The sequence below is a fragment of the Microvirga sp. M2 genome (genome assembly GCF_047497095.1).
Lineage (GTDB): Bacteria > Pseudomonadota > Alphaproteobacteria > Rhizobiales > Beijerinckiaceae > Microvirga.
In genome coordinates this window covers 591,688-608,686 of the sequence record NZ_CP134064.1, presented here as the reverse complement: position 1 = coordinate 608,686, position 16,999 = coordinate 591,688, and the positions used below count along the sequence as shown (strand labels likewise).

Genomic DNA, 16,999 nt, shown 5'->3' with positions numbered 1-16,999 from the left:
GGCCGTCGAAGCGGAGTTGAACCGCCCGCGCAGGACCCCATTCCTGTCGACCCACCCGCCCTTATCCTCGCGGGGGTCGCGCCTGGTCTTCCGAGGTTGCTTGGCCACTTATGCGGCACCGGTATTGAAAGCCAGGCAGGCATCCTTGCCCTGACCCTCGGCACCTCCTTCGCGAAATGAGCCTACGCCGCGTTCAGGCCTCCGTCGCAAACTCGGCTGTTCCCTGGCAGGATTCGCAAGGTGATGCTGCGCGGTTGCAAAATCAACGACTTGACGCCGCCGTCGTGACGGAAAGCGGTGCCGGAGAAGCTTGTGCTTCAAGTTTGCGACATGTGTGGGCGCCCGGCACAGCGAGGCCGCCGTGGCGCCGCTTCATCGGAAACAGTCCCATCAAGTCGGCTGGTCACGAACCTTCGGAAGTGTGGGCGAGGGGGCTGCAATCTGAGAGGATGGACCCCAACCGGCACGTGCTCGCTCCTCGAGCCTTCGAACGAACAACGCTGCCGGATAACTGACTGCAAAATAAAGGAGTCCTGTCACCGTATAGATAGTGAAGTACTGATAACTCCTGGCCGATATGATCTGTCCCGTAAACATGAGTTCTTGAACAGTAACAACCGATGCAAGCGCCGTATCTTTGAAGAGCGCAATGAGATAGTTTCCCAGTGCCGGCAGCACTATCCTGAAAGCCTGCGGCAGCACGATCAGCCTAAACGCGAGGAGCGGAGACAGAGCGAGGGAGTTCGCGGCTTCGATTTGACCGCGCGGGACGGCTTGGATCCCGCTGCGATAGACCTCGCTCATGTAGGCGGTGTAGTTTGCGGTTAGGCCGATGACCGCGGCTGTCAATGGTTCAAGGCGGATCCCGACGCTCGGAAGAACGTAATAAATGTAGAGGAGCTGAAGGATCAGTGGCGTTCCCCGGATGAATTCCACATAGAGATTGGCCGGTAGGCGGATCCAGCGCGTTCGGGCCAATCTCGCGAGGGCCACCGGAATGCCGAGGAACCCGGCTAGGACGATGACGATAAGGGTCAGCAGGACCGTGGTCAGCAGTCCCTTGAGAAGGGCGTCGCCATAGTCCCGAACGACTGAAAGATTTAGAAGGTCCATACTGGCTTCCCGATCCTGCCTGCCCCAGAGGGGCAGGCAGCCCTATGCTGAGTCAGAGCGGGAAGAAGAACAGATTGCGGTTGGACAGGCCGTATTTCTTGAGAATGGCTGAAACCGCGCCGTTGCCGCGAACTTCGGCAAGTCCTTGCGTGAACGCCGCACGCAGGCTGCAGTCCTCCTTCCGAAGGGCGTAGCGTGCGTAGCCGTAGCCGTATTTGAAGATCAGTTCGTCCGGAACCTTGACGTTGTTGACGATTTCGATCGGCGCCGACCCGTTGGCCTTGAGGAATTCCAAAACCTTGACATCGTCCTCGACAATAGCGGGAACGCGCCCGGTCGAGATCGCGGCAAACTCTTCGGCATCCGTCTGGAAGGCAACGACATCCGCGCCGATTTTCCGCAAGTACTCGTCGGCAGCCGAACCAGCGATCGCCCCGATCTTCTTGCCTTTCAGCATGTCGAAAGAGGTCAGATTCTCCGGATTCCCTTTCTGAGTGACAATAGCTGGCCCGTACCACCACGCCGGTCCAGTGAACGAAACGACCTTCAGCCGATCCGGAGTGATGTGGATGTTGGACGATACCGCGTCGATCCGTTTCGCCAGCATGGCAGGAATGAGTTGCCCGAAAGGCGCAACCTCATATCGGATCTTCGTGACCCCCATCCATGCAAGGGCAGCCTCATTGATCTCAACATCAAGGCCGCTTGCTTTGCCCGTCGCGGGATCAAGGGAGGTATAGGGAGGGGAGGGCGAGATGCCCAGAGTGATGCCGTCCTTGACGGCCTTCTGGTATGAGCCGTCGCCGCAAGCGTCGAAGAGCGGCGATGCCTCGTGCTGAAATTCCTCCGCACTGGCGGTCGTGATGAAGAGGCTCAAGGCGAGTCCGATGGCTGTTCTCAACATAGTCCGTTCCTCCCAGGTTTCGAATGACCGTTTTCCGGCTTCTTGTCTTGATCTATGGCTGTTGCGCCCTTCGGCTGAACATTCAAATCGAACCGGCGCCTCATGGCGAGACACCGGGGCTGGTTCACGTTCAGGGCATCCGGCCTAACCCTTTAGAAATAGCTTCCTTTGTCTCGGAATAGCTCTCTGCATGTTCAGAGAAACAGCGGCGAAGGATCCGGAACGAACTTTCGGATCTTGTCACGATCGATCTCCACGCCTAGGCCAGGCCGTTCAGGAATCGACAGATAGCCTTCGTCGTTGAGCTCGAAGGGCTTCACGAGAATGCCATCGACATAAGGGCTTCCGCCGATGAATTCCACGAGGTCCGCATCCGGGAAGGCGGATGCCATCTGCAGATCGGCGGCAACGCCAAGCGCGGTATTCCAGCCGTGGCCGATATATTTGACGCCGAATTCGGCCGCCATCCAGGCGATCCGCCGCTGTTCGCTGATGCCGCCGACCTTTGTGACATCCGGCTGAACGATGTCGAAGGCACCCCGGGTCAGCCATGGAACGAAGGCTTGGCGTCGGGTGAGAACTTCGCCTCCGGCGATCGGAACCGGGCTGACCCGCCGGAGGTGGCAGAAGTCATCGAGCGCATCAGGCTTGAGCGCCTCCTCGAACCAGCCGACATCGTAGTCGTTCAGCATCTCGGCCGTCCGTATGGCCCACTTGAGCCCATGCGGCCAGTATGCGTCACTCGCGCCCGCATCCACGAGCAACTTGTTGTCGTGTCCGGCCGCTTCGCGTGCGGCCCGAACGATGGCTTCATCAAGCTTCGTGTCCAGCGCCCGACCGAACGGTCCCCAGCCGATCTTGAACGCGCGGAAGCCCTTTTCACGGTATTCGGCGATGACATCGCCCATCCGGGCTGGCTCTTCCATGAGAAGAGAGCAGTAAGGCTGAACCCGGCGCCGATAGGTGCCGCCAAGCAAGCGTCCGACCGGCATTCCGGTGGCCTGGCCCAAAATATCCCAGAGCGCGATATCAATGCCGCTGATGGCATGGGTGAGTGTTCCACCCCTGCCCATCCAGAAGGTGTTCTGATGGAGTTTTTCGGTCACGCGCTCCGGTTCAAGCGCATTTTCCCCGGCATAGAGCGGCTCGAGAACTTTCAGTCCGGCCTGAACGAGGCGACCGTCGGTGAATGCGCTGCCGAAGCCCGTGATGCCTGCATCCGTATGGACGGCGATGATCGCATGAATCGAGTCTTCCGGCTTGATCTCCGCTGACCATCCGCCTTTCGGACTCTCACCGAAGAGGGGCGCTGCCTCGATCGACCGTATCCTGATGGGCGGAATCGCCGTTGCATGTCGAGTGTGGCCGGGCACTGTCTCTGCCATGTGAAGTACCTTATTCTGGAGAGTGAAGGGAAAACCAGAAGGGAGATCAACTATTGTCGGCCGATGCCCGCTCGGACCGTCGTCGGGCAATGAGGCCGATGAAATCGACAGCGTGGGTCTGAATGTTGATGTGGTCGTCGAGAGCCTTGGTCATCGCCTTCAGGTCGCCGGCCTCGAAAACGCGCACAAGTGTCCGGTGCTCTTGAACGATATCGGCCATGTTCTTTCCGAGGGTCGACAGACCGACAATGATGGTGAGCTGCCGGGACAGCATTTCCCACAGATCGCAGATCACCTCGTTCCCGCTGAACCGGCACAAGGCGCGATGAAAGGCGGTATCGGCGTTTGCGAGCCCGTAGGCGTCTCCACGCGCTCCCATCAGCTCGAGTTCGTCGATGTGGTGATGCAGGAGCTGCACCTCCTGCTTGCCGTTGCGCCTGGCCATGATGGCCCGCGTCGCGGCAGCCGTCTCCAGGGCGACCCGCGCTTCGATCAGGTGGTCGATCCGCTCCTGCGTAACGGTGCGCAGGCGGATCCCCTTATAAGGCTCGTTGACGACAAGGCCCTGGCTCTCGAGGATCCGCAGCGCCTCCCGCACGGGGACCCGGCTGATGCCTAGACCCTGCGCGAGCTCGGCTTCGACGATCCTGTCTCCGGGAAGAATGCGGCTCGATGCAGCTGCCGCAACGATCTCATCGATGACCATGTCGACCAGCGTCCGGGGTTTCAATGGCCGCCACCCGTTCTGTGGTGCGGCTTCGGCACGCTGCTGACGCGGCGCTTCTCTTAAACTGGTTTTCGTCCTGGTCATCAATCGGTCACTCAAGATTTCTGGCTGGTCCGAGAGCCGCTACCGAACGCGCTGGACCAGCTGGCCGCCGATCCCGTGGTCTCCCGCCTCGAAGAGCCGCGACCGGATCAGGATGGCCATTGACATGTCGTAGAATCGTATACCAACATACGATTAGCAAAACAAGATCGCATGGGGAATGAGGCAATGGCCGGTGACGAGTCCAAAAGTCGAATTCAGCATGGGGTGGATTTCGACAGGGCCGGGCGCCAGGCCGGCTACCTGCGGGCGCCTCTATCTCGCAACTCGTCGGGATGGGGCACGGTGGAGATCCCCATCGTTTGCGTGAAAAACGGCTCCGGTCCGACGGTATTGTTGACCGGCGGCGTCCATGGGGATGAATACGAGGGGCAGATCGCGGTCTCGGACCTCGCCCGCACGCTGGACCCCATGGCCATCCAGGGACGTGTCATCATGCTTCCCGCGGTCAATGTGCCGGCCGTCTTGAACGATACGCGCCTGTCGCCTGTCGACCATCGCGACCTGAACCGCTGCTTCCCGGGGAATTCCCGCGGCACGTTCTCGGAGATACTGGCCCACTTCATCGACACGGTCGTGCTGCCGCGGGTGGACGTCTCGATAGACGTTCATACCGCCGGGCATTCCATGGAGTCGGCCCTTTCGACCAATATGCATTATCTGCCTGATCCACAGATGCGCCAGCGCACCATGGATGCGGCAGCAGCCTTCGGGGCGCCCTTCAACGTGGTGTTCTGGGGTGTCGACGAGGGAGCGACCCTGACCTCCTCCGTCGAGCGTCGTGGCATCCTGTCGCTTGGAACGGAACTCGGGGGGTGGGGCCGCGTCAACGTCGAAGGCGTGTGCATCGGCAAGCGGGGCCTGACCAACGTCCTCAAGCACCTCGGCGTCATGGAGGGCAGACCGGACACGTCTCAGCGCGACGGGGCGCCCGGAACGCGCCACATGATGGTGCGCGATCAGGATTGCTACCTCTTCGCCCCCGCCGGCGGCGTCTTCGAGCCGCGGCATCTGGCGGGAGTGCCCGTCGAAGAGAACGATATCGCAGGCTACGTTCATTTCGTCGAGGACATCGACCACGCCCCGATCGAGATCCGCTACCGTCGATCGGGCGTGCTCTGGATGGCATCGGGACCGGGCCGCGTGCAACGCGGCGATGTCGTCGCCGTGGTGATGAACGACTACGACGAGGCGCTCGCAGGCGCATGAGGGTTAGCCGCACTGACGCGGGATATGAACCGTATCAGCCCGAAAGACGCGCGGCCGGCGGAAATCACAGAACAGAACAAGGCGAGGGTTCGACGCCTGGAGTCTTGCAAGAGGGTATACGGCCAAGACAACGGAGGACGAGATGAATCACTGCAAAGGCTTTGGCATAGCCGTGTTGGGTGCGGCCATGCTGTTGACGGTCCCGGGAGCGGCTTTTGCTCAAAACAAGGGGGGTGATGTTGTCATTGGCATCGTCCAGGCTCCCCCATCCCTCGATGCTCATGTGACCACGGCGCAGGCGGCCAGGAACGTCACGCTGCACATTTACGAAACGCTGTTTGCGCGAGACGAGAATGCAAAGCCCGTTCCGGAACTGGCGGAAGGCGTGAAAATCTCCGAAGACGGAAAGACCTACGTCTTCCCGATCCGCCAGGGAGTAAAGTTCCACAACGGCAAGGAGCTCGATGCGAACGATGTCGTTGCATCGCTTGAACGGTATCGTAAGATCGGCGCCTCCGCCCCTCTGCTGAACGCGGTCGACACGGTCCGTGCGACCGGTCCGCGGGAGGTCACGATCACGCTCAAGGAGATCCAGTCCACTTTCCTCGACAACCTATCATCGCCGCGTGCGCCGATAGCGATCTATCCAGCCGAGGAGGCTGCCAAGCCAGCGAACCAGATCAACTACATCGGCACGGGTCCATACCGGTTCGTCGAGTACAAGCCCGACAGCCACGTGAAGATCGCACGGTTCGACGGATACGTGACGAACCCCAACGCCAAGGGCCGTGACGGCCTGGCCGGCAAGAAAGAGGTCTTTCTCGATTCTGTAACCTTCCGGTTCATGCCCGAAGCCGGCGCTCGCAATGCCGCACTGGAGGCGGGCGAGGTGCAATTTCTGGAAACGGTCGATGGGCCGACTGCGAAACGTCTACAGGGCGACAAGAAGTACGCCGTTTACAAGGTCCTTCCCTTCGCCTTCCAGGTGATCAAGTTCAACCATGCCCAACCACCCACGAGCGACGTGAACTTCCGTCTCGCCGTACAGGCCGCCCTCGACATGGAAGAGGTCATGGCGATCTCCTATCCTGATATCTATCAGATGGATGGAGCGTGGCTCTACCCGGGCGCCGCCTTCTACACGAAGTCCAATACGGAGAAGTACAACCAATCCGATCTGGCGGCCGCGAAGGACCTGCTCGCAAAGTCGGGCTACAAGGGCGAGAAGCTCACCTTCATTGTCGACAACCTGCGCGCCAACACGGATACGGCAACGGTCGTGCAGCAGAGGCTGAAGGATATCGGGGTCAACATCGAACTCTCGGTAGCGGACTGGCCAACCGTTTCAAAGGTCGGCTTCACGCCGGCGGGCTGGAACTTCTGGGCGCACGGTTACGGAATCGAGCCCTACGAGGGTCCTGCCTCGGTCATGGCGCCTTGGGTCAACGGCACCTCGCAGCAAAAGAAGGACGAGAAAATCGATGAGCTCTACGCCGCCCTGACGACAGCCATGGACGAAGGAAAGCGCCAACAGATCTTCGCGGATTTCCAGAAGCACATGTACGACAACGCCGTCGCAATGAAGGCTGGCAATTACGGCCTGTTCCAGGTGTCGAGCGCGAAACTGAAGAACTTCGAGCCCTCCCGGATCCCACGCATGTGGGGCGTGTGGCTGGAGCGGAACTGACGATGCCGGGCGGGTAGGGGATGTCTCTACCCGCCTCGAAAGGAGGGATGATGGCGCGGTTTCTGACTAAACGGCTTGCTGGCGCATTCGTCGTCCTGGCGCTCGTGTCGCTGATGTCGTTCGCGATTATCTGGCTCGTGCCGGGCGATCCGACTGCGGCTTTTCTCGATACCAGCGCCACGCCGGATCAGGTGGAACGGCTGCGCCGCGACCTTGGCCTCGACCAGCCTATCGTCATCCAGATGTTCGATTGGTATGGGCGCATCCTGCAGGGTGATCTCGGGCATTCCATTCTTCTCAACCGCAGCGTTACAGCCGCCATCCTTGAACGCCTTCCGGTAACGCTCTCGCTTGCCGGCATCGCGCTCGTGCTTGCTCTCGTGGCCGGCATCTCGGCCGGTATCGTGGCTGCGGTCAACCACAACCGCTGGCCGGATCAGGTCGTCATGACGGTTGCCCTGTTCGGGCTGTCGGTTCCAGATTTCTGGCTCGGGATCATGTTGATCCTGCTATTTGCCGTGAAACTCGGCTTCTTCCCGACCGGCGGGTACGTCCCTCTCGGCGAGAATCCTCTCGGCTGGCTGGGCAGCATCGTCATGCCAGCCATGACGTTGGCCGTCATTCAGGTTGGCTTCATCGCACGCATGACCCGCGCATCGATGCTGGAAATCCTGAATCAGGACTTCATCCGGACGGCCGACGCCAAGGGACTGAAGCGCACTCATATAATGCTGCGCCACGGCCTCCCGAATGCGCTTGTCCCTGTTCTCACAGTCGCCGGGATCGTCGCGGGCGCTCTTCTCGGCGGCGCCGTCATCATTGAGCAGGTCTTCTCCATTCCGGGGGTCGGGCGCCTCATCATCGGAGGCATTCTGTCGCGAGACTACCCGGTGATCCAGGGCGGCCTGCTGTTTCTGGCCGTGATCTATCTCGCCGTAAACCTTGTCGTTGACATCCTCTATGCCTTTGTCGATCCGCGAGTTCGTCTGGAATGAGTACTGTCGTATCCGGCTTGAAAGCATCCGGCCAAAGTCCCACTTGGCGGGCCGCGACGCGGCTCCTGCACAATCGTTCTTTTTTGATCGGCGCCGGGCTGGTGCTTGCGATAGCCCTGATGGCCCTTTTCGCCGATGCGCTGGCTCCCTTCGATCCGCTGCGCAACAGTTTTCGGACACGGCTTCTTGCCCCGGATGAGCGCTATTGGTTCGGCACGGACCATTTCGGCCGGGATATCCTCTCACGCGTGATCTTCGGTGCGCGGATCTCGCTCACGATCGGCATTCTCACGGCACTCCTGACGGGTATTGCGGGGACGCTGATCGGGGCGACGGCGGGGTTCTTCCGGCCGCTGGACAACCCCGTGATGCGCCTGATGGATGCCCTGATGGCATTTCCGGCGATCCTCCTCGCCATCGCGGTCGCGGCCGTTCTCGGCGCGTCAGTGACGAATGTCATCATCGCTCTGGCCATCGCGACGACGCCGCATACGGCTCGCATCGTGCGAGCGTCGGTGCTCGTCGTGCGCGAACAGGAGTTCGTCCTGGCCGCGCGGGCGCTTGGCGCCTCGGAAACGAGGCTTCTTTTCCGGCACGTGCTGCCCAATGCTCTCGGCCCGCTGATCGTACGCCTGACCTATGTGTTCGCCACAGCTATCCTGGCGGAGGCGGCCCTGTCGTTCATCGGAGTCGGCCCGCCGCCCCCGGCACCATCTTTCGGCAGCATCATCGCGCAGGGGCGGGACTTCATCGCGGAAGCACCCTGGATCACGATCTTCCCTGGCCTGGCCATCATCATATCGGTCTTAGGACTGAACCTCCTCGGTGACGGGCTGCGCGATGTCCTCGACCCGCGGATGAGGTCCTGAGGTGACGAAGATGACGCGCCCTATTCTCGAAATCCAAGGCCTCACGACGGCTCTGGCCAATAGCAAGGCCACGATCCTCGAAGATGTCTCCTTCTCCCTGCAACCGGGCGAAGTCCTTGGCGTCGTGGGCGAGTCCGGAAGCGGAAAGAGCATGCTAGCGCTTTCCGTGATGGGCCTCGTCCCTAAGGTGATCCGGCGAACCGCCGGATCGATCACCCTCGATGGTGAGGATCTGACCGGCTCGTCGCCCGAGCATTGGCGGGAAAAGCGCGGGCGAGACCTCGCGATGATCTTCCAGGAACCAATGACTGCGCTCAACCCCGTCATGCGGGTCGGAGACCAGGTTGCGGAGGTTCTGCGCCGCCGAGGCGCGCCTGCCGCGAAGGCGCGACAGGCGGCAATCGATCTCTTCATGCAGGTCGAGATTCCCTCTCCTGAGCAACGCGTGAGAGCCTACCCGCACGAATTGTCGGGCGGCATGCGCCAGCGGGTCATGATTGCCATCGCGCTTGCGGCGGACCCAAAGGTTCTCATCGCGGACGAGCCGACAACCGCGCTCGATGTCACCGTCCAGGCGCAGATCCTAGACCTTTTGCGCAGGCTGCAGAGAGAAAGGGGATTATCCCTTCTCTTCATCACGCACGATCTTGGCGTCATCGCAGAGATCGCCGACCGGGTTTTGGTTCTGTATGCCGGGCGTGTTGCGGAACTTGCTTCCGTCCGGAAGCTCTTCGACAGCCCACGGCACCCTTACACGCGCGCCCTGTTAGCTTCCATCCCGGATACCAAAGGGCCGCGTGGACGGCTCGTGACCATAGAGGGAGCGGTGCCATCCATCGGCACCATGCCCAAAGGATGTCGTTATGCGCCGCGTTGCACGTTCCGGCGCGACATCTGCGATAAGGAGCCACCCCGCTTAGGCATTGTCGGGCCCGGCCAGGCCGCAGCATGTCTACAGCCCTTTGGCTTCGAGCAGCCGAAGAAGAGGCTCTGGCATGACGTCCGAAACAGTCATTGAAGCGCGCGGCTTGACCAAGGTCTTTGGCGATCGGAGCGGGCTCTTCAAGGAGCGCTCCTCAGGGACGCGGGCCGTGGACGGAATCGATCTCGCCGTGCGCTTAGGCGAAACCCTCGGCCTCGTCGGCGAATCCGGTTGCGGCAAGTCGACCACGGGTCGCCTCCTGCTTCGTCTGACCGAGCCCACGTCCGGATCCGTCTTCTTCAATGGACGCGACCTGACGGAACTGTCCAAGGCGGAACTGCGCCGCAGTCGACGGGAAATGCAGATCATCTTTCAGGACCCCTACGGCTCCCTCAATCCGCGGATGACGGTCGGCGATGCGATCGCCGAAGCCTACGTGATCCACGGCATCGGCGATGACGCCAAACGGCAGCGCTCGGTCCGTGAAATGTTGGATTTGGTGCGCCTTCCCCATTCGGCGGCCGCGCGTTATCCGCATGAATTCTCCGGTGGCCAGCGCCAGCGCATCGGCATCGCCCGTGCCCTTGCGCTGAGACCACGATTCGTGGTGTGCGACGAGGCGGTCTCGGCCCTGGACGTCTCCGTCCAAGCCCAGATTATCAACCTCTTGCAAGATTTGCAGCGTGAACTGAACCTGACCTACCTGTTCATTTCGCACAATCTGTCGGTTGTACGCCATATTTCCGACCGGGTGGCGGTGATGTACCTCGGACGCATCGTTGAGCTTGCCAAGGCCGACGCCCTGTTCGCGAACCCGGCCCATCCGTATACCCGGGCACTTCTCTCGGCCACCCCGCGATCTCATCCGGACGAACCCCGCCACCGCCACCGGCTGAGCGGGGAACTGCCAAGTGCGCTCGCCATACCGCAGGGCTGCCGGTTCGCTTCTCGCTGCCCCTTCGCGCAGGAGCGCTGCCGGACCGTCGATCCGCCGCTCGGCTCCCTGCCCGATCACCGTCTTGTCGCTTGCCACCGCGCCGCCGATGGCACGCTCCCCGTCGATCAATTGAATGCCTGAGGAAACACGATGCCCAAAGTTCTCATCGTCGAGTGCATGCAGGAGATCTCCTCCTTCAATCCGCTTCCATCCGAATACGAGAATTTCCATATCGAACGGGGTGAGGAGCTTTATGCCCAGCGAGGGCTCAATACGGCCATTGGCGGAGCCCTGTCGGTGTTCGAGGCAAATCCCGACATTTCTCTCGTTCCAGCGATCGGAGCGCGGGCGGGCAGCGCCGGATTGCTGTCGGAGCGTGGGTGGCAAAGGCTTTCGACGGAAATCCTGGACGCGATCAAGGCACGCATGGACAATGTGGACGGCATCTATGTCTCGCTCCACGGAGCCATGGGGGCCGACGGCGAACTTGACCCAGAGGGATATCTTCTGTCCGAGATCCGCCGATTGGCGGGACCTGACGTGCCCATCGTGATATCGCTCGATCTGCACGGAATCCTGACAGACAGGATGCTGCGCCAGATCGACGGGCTGGCGATCTATCACACATATCCGCATGTCGATTTCGCGGATACGGGTGAGCGTGCCGCCCGGCTTCTTCTGACACGGCTCCGGAGCGGCAGGAGGCCGGTGATCGCCCGTGCGGTCATTCCCGCTCTGGTGCGTGGAGACGAACTGATCACCCGAACCGGCTGCTATGGCGATCTTATCCGTGAGTGCCAGCGCATCGAGAGGGATGGCACCGCGATGGCGGCCGGGATCATGATCGGCAATCCCTTCACCGATGTCCCGGAACTCTGCACCCAGGTGCTGGTGATGACCGACGGAGATGAAGGCGTTGCTCGCCGCGAGGCCGAGCGCCTGGCGCGGGAATTCTGGCCGCAGAGGTTCCGGATGCAGGGCAAATTGATCCCCCTCGACCGGTCCATCGCCCAGGCGAGCACGATCGATGGCCCTGTCGTCTTCACGGATGCTGCGGACGCCACATCGTCAGGAGCGACCGGCGATTCCAATATTATCCTCAAAGCCCTGCGGGATGCAGGATACGGGAAGCGCGTCCTGGCGCAGATCGTCGACCCTTCGGCGGCTTCCGAGGCCCACAAAGCGGGGGTCGGAGCGACGGTCGAGGTCACCCTCGGCGGTTTCTATGACAAGAAGCGTTTCGAGCCGATGCCCGTGCACGCCGAGATCCAGTCCCTGTCGAACGGGCGCTCTCAGCTCGAGACCATGAAAATCGGCCTGGACGCGGGCCCGACTGCGGTCCTGACCTTCGACAACTTCACGGTGGTGGTGCTGAGCCGAACCGTCAGCCTCTTTGATCGGGCCATGTACTATTCCAATGGGCTTGATCCGCAGGATTTCGACCTCATCGTCGTCAAGTCGCCTCATACGGAACACCACATGTATGACGGCTGGGTCGAGAAGAATTTCAATATCGACGCGCCGGGCGCAACTTCGGCGAACCTGAAGAGCCTGGGACACACGATCTGCGCCCGGCCGATGTATCCGTTGGACGAGATCGTCGAGTTCATCCCGACATCCAGCATCTATGCGCGCTGACATCCATCAACCCCTCATCCGCGAGTGGCTACTCCTATGAAGATTGAATCGGTCGACTTCTTCTACTTGGCGATGCCCGAGATCACGACGGAGGCCGACGGCAGCCAGGATGCGCTTCTGGTGCGTGTCACAGCAGGCGGGCACTCCGGCTGGGGCGAGTGCGAGGCCTCGCCTCTTGTCTCCATCGCGGGTTTCGTCTGCCCCATGTCCCACGGGGTCTGTCGACCCGTCGGGGCCTCCGTCCTGGGCCGAAACATCGATTCTCCTGATGACATCGCGCTCATCGCGGCAGAGGTCGAGTACAACAGCATGGATCTCCTGCAGGCCGCGCACACGTTCTCCGGGGTGGAAATGGCGCTGTGGGATCTGCTCGGAAAGGTGAGGGGTGAGCCTGTCTGGAAGCTTCTTGGTTACGATGCGTCCCACAAAAAGACACCTTACGCGTCTCAGCTTTTTGGCGATACGCCGCATGAGACGTACCAAGGCGCAGTGAAGGCCCGGAAGGAGGGCTTCAGGGCCGTCAAGTTCGGCTGGGGGCCAATCGGGCAGGGCCGGGTCGAGAGTGATGAAGAACACTTTCATGCTGCGCGCGAGGGATTGGGGCCCGATGGCATCCTCCTGGTCGATGTCGGACAGATCTGGGGCGAGGATGTGGAAGCCGCGGCGGCAAGGCTGCCTGCGCTGGAGGCGACGGGTGCCACCTGGCTGGAGGAGCCTTTCCACGCCAGTGCGCTTGAAGCCTATGGTGCGCTCGCCCGCCGCAGTGGCAAGGTGAGGATCGCTGGCGGGGAGGGGGCGCACAACGTTTCCATGGCGCGACATCTCATCGATTACGGTCGTGTCGGGTTCATTCAGATCGATTGCGGCCGCATCGGCGGCATCGGACCGGCCAAGAAGGTCGCGGACTACGCCGCAGCCCGTCATGTCACATTCGTGAATCATACGTTCACGTCCCATCTGGCCTTGAGTGCGTCATTGCAGCCTTATGCCGGTCTCGCAGACCACACGATCTGTGAGTTTCCGTTCGCACCGAAGCCGATCGCCCGCGAATTCACCGCCAATGCTCTGCAGCGGGACGAAAACGGTGAGATTGCGGCCCCCGATGCTCCAGGACTCGGGATTGAAATCGATCGGGAAGGCGTCCGGAAGTATCTTCTCGACGTCGAGATCAAGGTGTCAGGACGCACGCTTTATGTGACACCGGAGCTGGCATAAGCGAAGAATCCGGTACCGTTGTTCACGGTGCCGACGGCTTCTCCAGATCGGGAACCGGATATGTCAGGTGTTGCTGTCGGCGCGGTATTGCTCGTCGCCTCGAGCCTCCTCTCGACCATGGAGGTGATCTGCGTCCGCCTTCTCGACGGGCACGCCAGCAATGGTCAGATCCTTTTGTTCCGAGCCGGCGGACAGCTGGCTTTGGCGAGTGCGAGCCTTGCGTTCGTCGGCGGCCTTCCCCTTCTCCGGACGAAGCGGCTCCGTGTCCACCTGATCCGCGCCGGCCTCTCTGCCGGGTCATGGTGGCTGTATTATGCGAGCTTCCAGACTCTCGATCTCGCACTCGCCACGACGCTGAGCTTCTCCAGCCAGATCTTTGTCGTCATTCTGGCGGCGCTGTGCCTGGGCGAGCGCCTGACTCCGCGCAGGCTCGGCGCGACGCTCCTCGGACTCTTTGGAATTGCCATCGCGGTGCGGCTCTGGGGCGTTCAGTCCATCGACGGCCGGGCCTTGTACGGTCTTGCCAGCGCTTTCCTTGGTGCGGTGATGCTCGTCATCACGCGCTCGCTGTCGCAGACCGAGCGGACGCAAACGATCATGTTCTATATCGGAGTGATCGTGTTTTTGGCCGCAGTCCCTCAGGCGGCTCTCGACTGGAGGTCCCTTACGGGCCGCGATACAGGGCTTCTCCTGGCCATGGGGCTTCTTGGTACCAGCGCCATGTGGCTTATGGTGGAGGCATATCGGTACGCGGAAGCCTCTTCCCTGGCACCATTCCCTTACTTCCGCCTGATCTTCTCGGCAGTGGCCGGATCTGTCTTCTTCAGCGAAGTCGTGCGGCTGGAAACCTTGGTCGGTGCCGGCCTGATCGTCGGGAGTGCGCTCCTTATTATCTCCGAGGCGGGGAAACAAGCCGATCATCCTCGTGGAACCCGACCACGAATGATCTTTCAATGGAAGAAAAGGGTAGGCAATGAGCAGCAATAGACGATTTGAAGGACGCAAAGCCATCGTCACCGGGGGCGCCTCGGGCATAGGCCTCGGCGTCGTGACGAGGCTCGTGTCCGAAGGAGCGCAGGTGGCGATCTGGGATATGAGCCCGGGCGCACCTGACGAGGCACGCGACACGATCGGCAGTCACCTGACCGGCATCCGCGTCGACATCACGGATCCGGATGGAGTGCATGCCGCTCGGCAGGAAACGCTCGCTGCCTTAGGGGGCATCGACATTCTGGTTGCATGCGCCGGCATCACGGGACCGAACGCGACGACCTGGGAATATCCCATCGACGCCTGGCGGAAGGTCATCGATGTCAACCTCAACGGCTTGTTCTATTGTAACCGCGCCGTCGTTCCTTCGATGCTGGAGGGCGGTTATGGCCGCATCGTCAACGTGGCCTCTGTCGCCGGCAAGGAAGGCAACCCGAACGCCTCGGCCTACAGCGCCTCGAAGGCTGCCGTGATCGGTCTGACGAAATCGCTCGGCAAGGAGCTTGCCACGAACAGCATCACGGTGAACTGCGTCACGCCGGCAGCGGTCCGCACTCCGATCTTCGACCAGATGAGCCAGACCCATATCGACTACATGCTGTCGAAGATCCCCATGGGGCGCTTCGGTGAGATCGAGGAGGTGACTGCCTTGATCTGCTGGCTCGCGAGCGAGGAGTGCTCCTTCACGACGGGCGGTGTCTTCGACATCTCGGGCGGGCGCGCAACCTATTGAAATGGCTCGTTTCTGGGTTCCGCCACAAACTTGATGCATAGCGGTTCCCCGTTTGCGGCCCATGTCTAGAGCCTTTTCCATGAACTTCGGTTCATGGAAAAGGCTCCTGTTATTTGAGAAAGACGCCTTTTCTTCGCAAAACCGGCATCCACTTTTGCGGAAAAGGCTCTAGCGACCAAAGAATCGTGCGTCCTGACTGCGGCGAAGCCTGAGCAGGGGCGATTCTTCCGGGAGTTCCAGCTTGCCGATGCAGATTTTCTCACCTTTGCGAACCGGGGCCGCCAGCCTGCAATCGGCCGCGAGGTAGAACGGAGCCGGTGCGTCGGCCGTCAGCGGTCCGGCAGGCCCGAACTCGGCGGTGACTCCGGAGATCGTGTGATGATGGCCTCCCATGGCCAGAAGCGTTCCAGCGGGGAGATCCTCTGTCGCGACAGCGATCAGGTCGTAGCGCGGCCGGTAATCGGACCCGTACCCGGAGACGCGGTGAACCGCCGCCTCGAGGATACTTGAGGCGGCTTCGAGCCCCAGAAGGTGGCGGGGCAGGTAAACCATCGCCGTTTCTCCGGTCCGGCTGACAATGTGCCCCTTTTGAGCGAGCATGTCCCAGCTCTTGGCATCCTCGCAGCGGATGACTGCAAAGACGCCGCCTGCGAAGCTGACCTCATCCGGCTTGCGGAGACAGTGGAACACATCGAGGCGCCGTCCACCAGCGAGAAGCCCGCCACTCTCACGCCGTGAAAAGATCGTTGGCACTTCGCTGATACGGGCGAGAGGAGCATGGAGGTCCATGCGGTCGGGTTGCAGTCCGGTCGCATTCGCAACGACCATGAGTTCGCAAAGGTCGGGAACGGCGCGCTGCGGAAAGGTCGCGATGGCAGCGTGCCGTTCTCTCAGGATTTCATCGACCGCACGCTCGCCCAGGTCCCAATGAGGGGCAAGATTCACATCGTCCGCCACCCGCCCGTTGCTGCTCACCTGCCGTGTGGACGGATCGACGACGAAGTCGTACTCACTCGACTTCCCGGCCGCGATGATGTCGAAGCCCATCACCTCCGCCCAGGTCACCAGACCGATAAGAAGGCTCGGCTGATCGCCGTCGACGGTCGTGACGATCAGGTCACGGTCCGCGGCAAGAGCCTTGAGCCCTGGCCCGATGACGCTGTCCAGTTCCTTCGTCACGAGCGCAAGATGCTTCCCGGCTTCCATCGCGATGAGCGCGTGCCTGGCTGCCGCGACAGGCTGTCCTGTCGCCTCGACAACGACGTCGACCGGAAGTTCGGCCACGACCGCAAGATCGGCGGCTGCGATGTAATCGCCTCGATCCCAAGCGGCCCTGGCATCCCTTGCCGATGTGCAGATGTGAATGTTTCGTGGCGCGATACCGGCGGCCCTCAGCCCCGATGCCGCGCTCTCCGCCGTCAGATCGACGGCGATGCGTGCGTTCATCAGCGGGACGCGCTGAGCCTGGCCGAGAAAGCTCTGCCCGAAGCCGCCTGTTCCGACGACGCAGGTCTCGACAGGGCGCTCGGCTTTCGAAAAATAGGCATGGTAGTTCATGGCGGATTCCTCCCAA

15 protein-coding genes are annotated in these 16,999 nt (G+C 61.5%); 10 read left to right on the top strand and 5 right to left on the bottom strand.

The genetic code is table 11. The annotated features are described in order from the left end of the window. Window positions 1–390 precede the first annotated feature (390 nt). The 4 genes from RE429_RS22495 to RE429_RS22480 all read right to left on the bottom strand — a co-directional run bounded on the left by RE429_RS22495 (window position 391) and on the right by RE429_RS22480 (window position 4,132). Entirely contained in the window at window positions 391–1,113 is a 723-nt protein-coding gene (locus RE429_RS22495; RefSeq protein ID WP_414475552.1) for an amino acid ABC transporter permease, read from the bottom strand. Window positions 1,114–1,165: 52 nt separating this feature from the next. Beyond that, window positions 1,166–2,017: a transporter substrate-binding domain-containing protein gene (locus tag RE429_RS22490; protein WP_414475551.1), complete on the bottom strand. Its 852-nt coding sequence runs from the start codon at window positions 2,015–2,017 to the stop codon at window positions 1,166–1,168. A gap of 194 nt (window positions 2,018–2,211) precedes the next feature. Further along, window positions 2,212–3,402, bottom strand: coding sequence for a mandelate racemase/muconate lactonizing enzyme family protein (locus RE429_RS22485; protein ID WP_414475550.1), 1,191 nt, complete (start codon window positions 3,400–3,402; stop codon window positions 2,212–2,214). Between the two features lie 46 nt (window positions 3,403–3,448). Then, entirely contained in the window at window positions 3,449–4,132 is a 684-nt protein-coding gene (locus tag RE429_RS22480; RefSeq protein ID WP_414475549.1) for a GntR family transcriptional regulator, read from the bottom strand. A gap of 267 nt (window positions 4,133–4,399) precedes the next feature. On the opposite strand from RE429_RS22480, the gene RE429_RS22475 reads away from it, so the two are divergent. From RE429_RS22475 to RE429_RS22430, 10 genes are all read left to right on the top strand, one after another. After that, the gene (locus RE429_RS22475) at window positions 4,400–5,440 is read left to right on the top strand and encodes a succinylglutamate desuccinylase/aspartoacylase family protein (protein ID WP_414475548.1); all 1,041 of its coding nucleotides are present in this window, start codon (window positions 4,400–4,402) and stop codon (window positions 5,438–5,440) included. A 142-nt stretch (window positions 5,441–5,582) separates the two neighbouring features. Beyond that, window positions 5,583–7,127, top strand: a complete 1,545-nt coding sequence (locus RE429_RS22470) for an ABC transporter substrate-binding protein (RefSeq protein WP_414475547.1) — start codon at window positions 5,583–5,585, stop codon at window positions 7,125–7,127. Window positions 7,128–7,174: 47 nt separating this feature from the next. Further along, entirely contained in the window at window positions 7,175–8,122 is a 948-nt protein-coding gene (locus RE429_RS22465; RefSeq protein WP_414475546.1) for an ABC transporter permease, read from the top strand. Next, the gene (locus tag RE429_RS22460) at window positions 8,119–8,991 is read left to right on the top strand and encodes an ABC transporter permease (RefSeq protein ID WP_414475545.1); all 873 of its coding nucleotides are present in this window, start codon (window positions 8,119–8,121) and stop codon (window positions 8,989–8,991) included. The genes RE429_RS22465 and RE429_RS22460 overlap by 4 nt, the downstream gene beginning before the upstream one ends. A 10-nt stretch (window positions 8,992–9,001) precedes the next feature. Then, complete coding sequence (locus RE429_RS22455; RefSeq protein ID WP_414475544.1) at window positions 9,002–10,009, top strand: ABC transporter ATP-binding protein; 1,008 nt, start codon at window positions 9,002–9,004, stop codon at window positions 10,007–10,009. Then, window positions 9,987–10,991, top strand: a complete 1,005-nt coding sequence (locus tag RE429_RS22450) for an ABC transporter ATP-binding protein (RefSeq protein ID WP_414475889.1) — start codon at window positions 9,987–9,989, stop codon at window positions 10,989–10,991. Before RE429_RS22455 ends, RE429_RS22450 begins: the two co-directional genes overlap by 23 nt. A 9-nt stretch (window positions 10,992–11,000) precedes the next feature. Further along, a complete protein-coding gene (locus tag RE429_RS22445) occupies window positions 11,001–12,488 on the top strand; it encodes a M81 family metallopeptidase (RefSeq protein WP_414475543.1) in 1,488 nt (495 codons plus the stop codon). A gap of 36 nt (window positions 12,489–12,524) precedes the next feature. Further along, entirely contained in the window at window positions 12,525–13,703 is a 1,179-nt protein-coding gene (locus RE429_RS22440) for a mandelate racemase/muconate lactonizing enzyme family protein (RefSeq protein ID WP_414475542.1), read from the top strand. Between the two features lie 60 nt (window positions 13,704–13,763). Next, the gene (locus RE429_RS22435; protein ID WP_414475540.1) at window positions 13,764–14,690 is read left to right on the top strand and encodes a DMT family transporter; all 927 of its coding nucleotides are present in this window, start codon (window positions 13,764–13,766) and stop codon (window positions 14,688–14,690) included. Then, window positions 14,677–15,426: an SDR family NAD(P)-dependent oxidoreductase gene (locus RE429_RS22430; RefSeq protein WP_414475539.1), complete on the top strand. Its 750-nt coding sequence runs from the start codon at window positions 14,677–14,679 to the stop codon at window positions 15,424–15,426. Before RE429_RS22435 ends, RE429_RS22430 begins: the two co-directional genes overlap by 14 nt. A gap of 168 nt (window positions 15,427–15,594) precedes the next feature. Here RE429_RS22430 and RE429_RS22425 read toward each other — a convergent pair whose 3' ends face one another. Then, window positions 15,595–16,983, bottom strand: a complete 1,389-nt coding sequence (locus RE429_RS22425) for an NAD(P)H-dependent oxidoreductase (RefSeq protein ID WP_414475538.1) — start codon at window positions 16,981–16,983, stop codon at window positions 15,595–15,597. Between the last annotated feature and the right edge of the window lie 16 nt (window positions 16,984–16,999).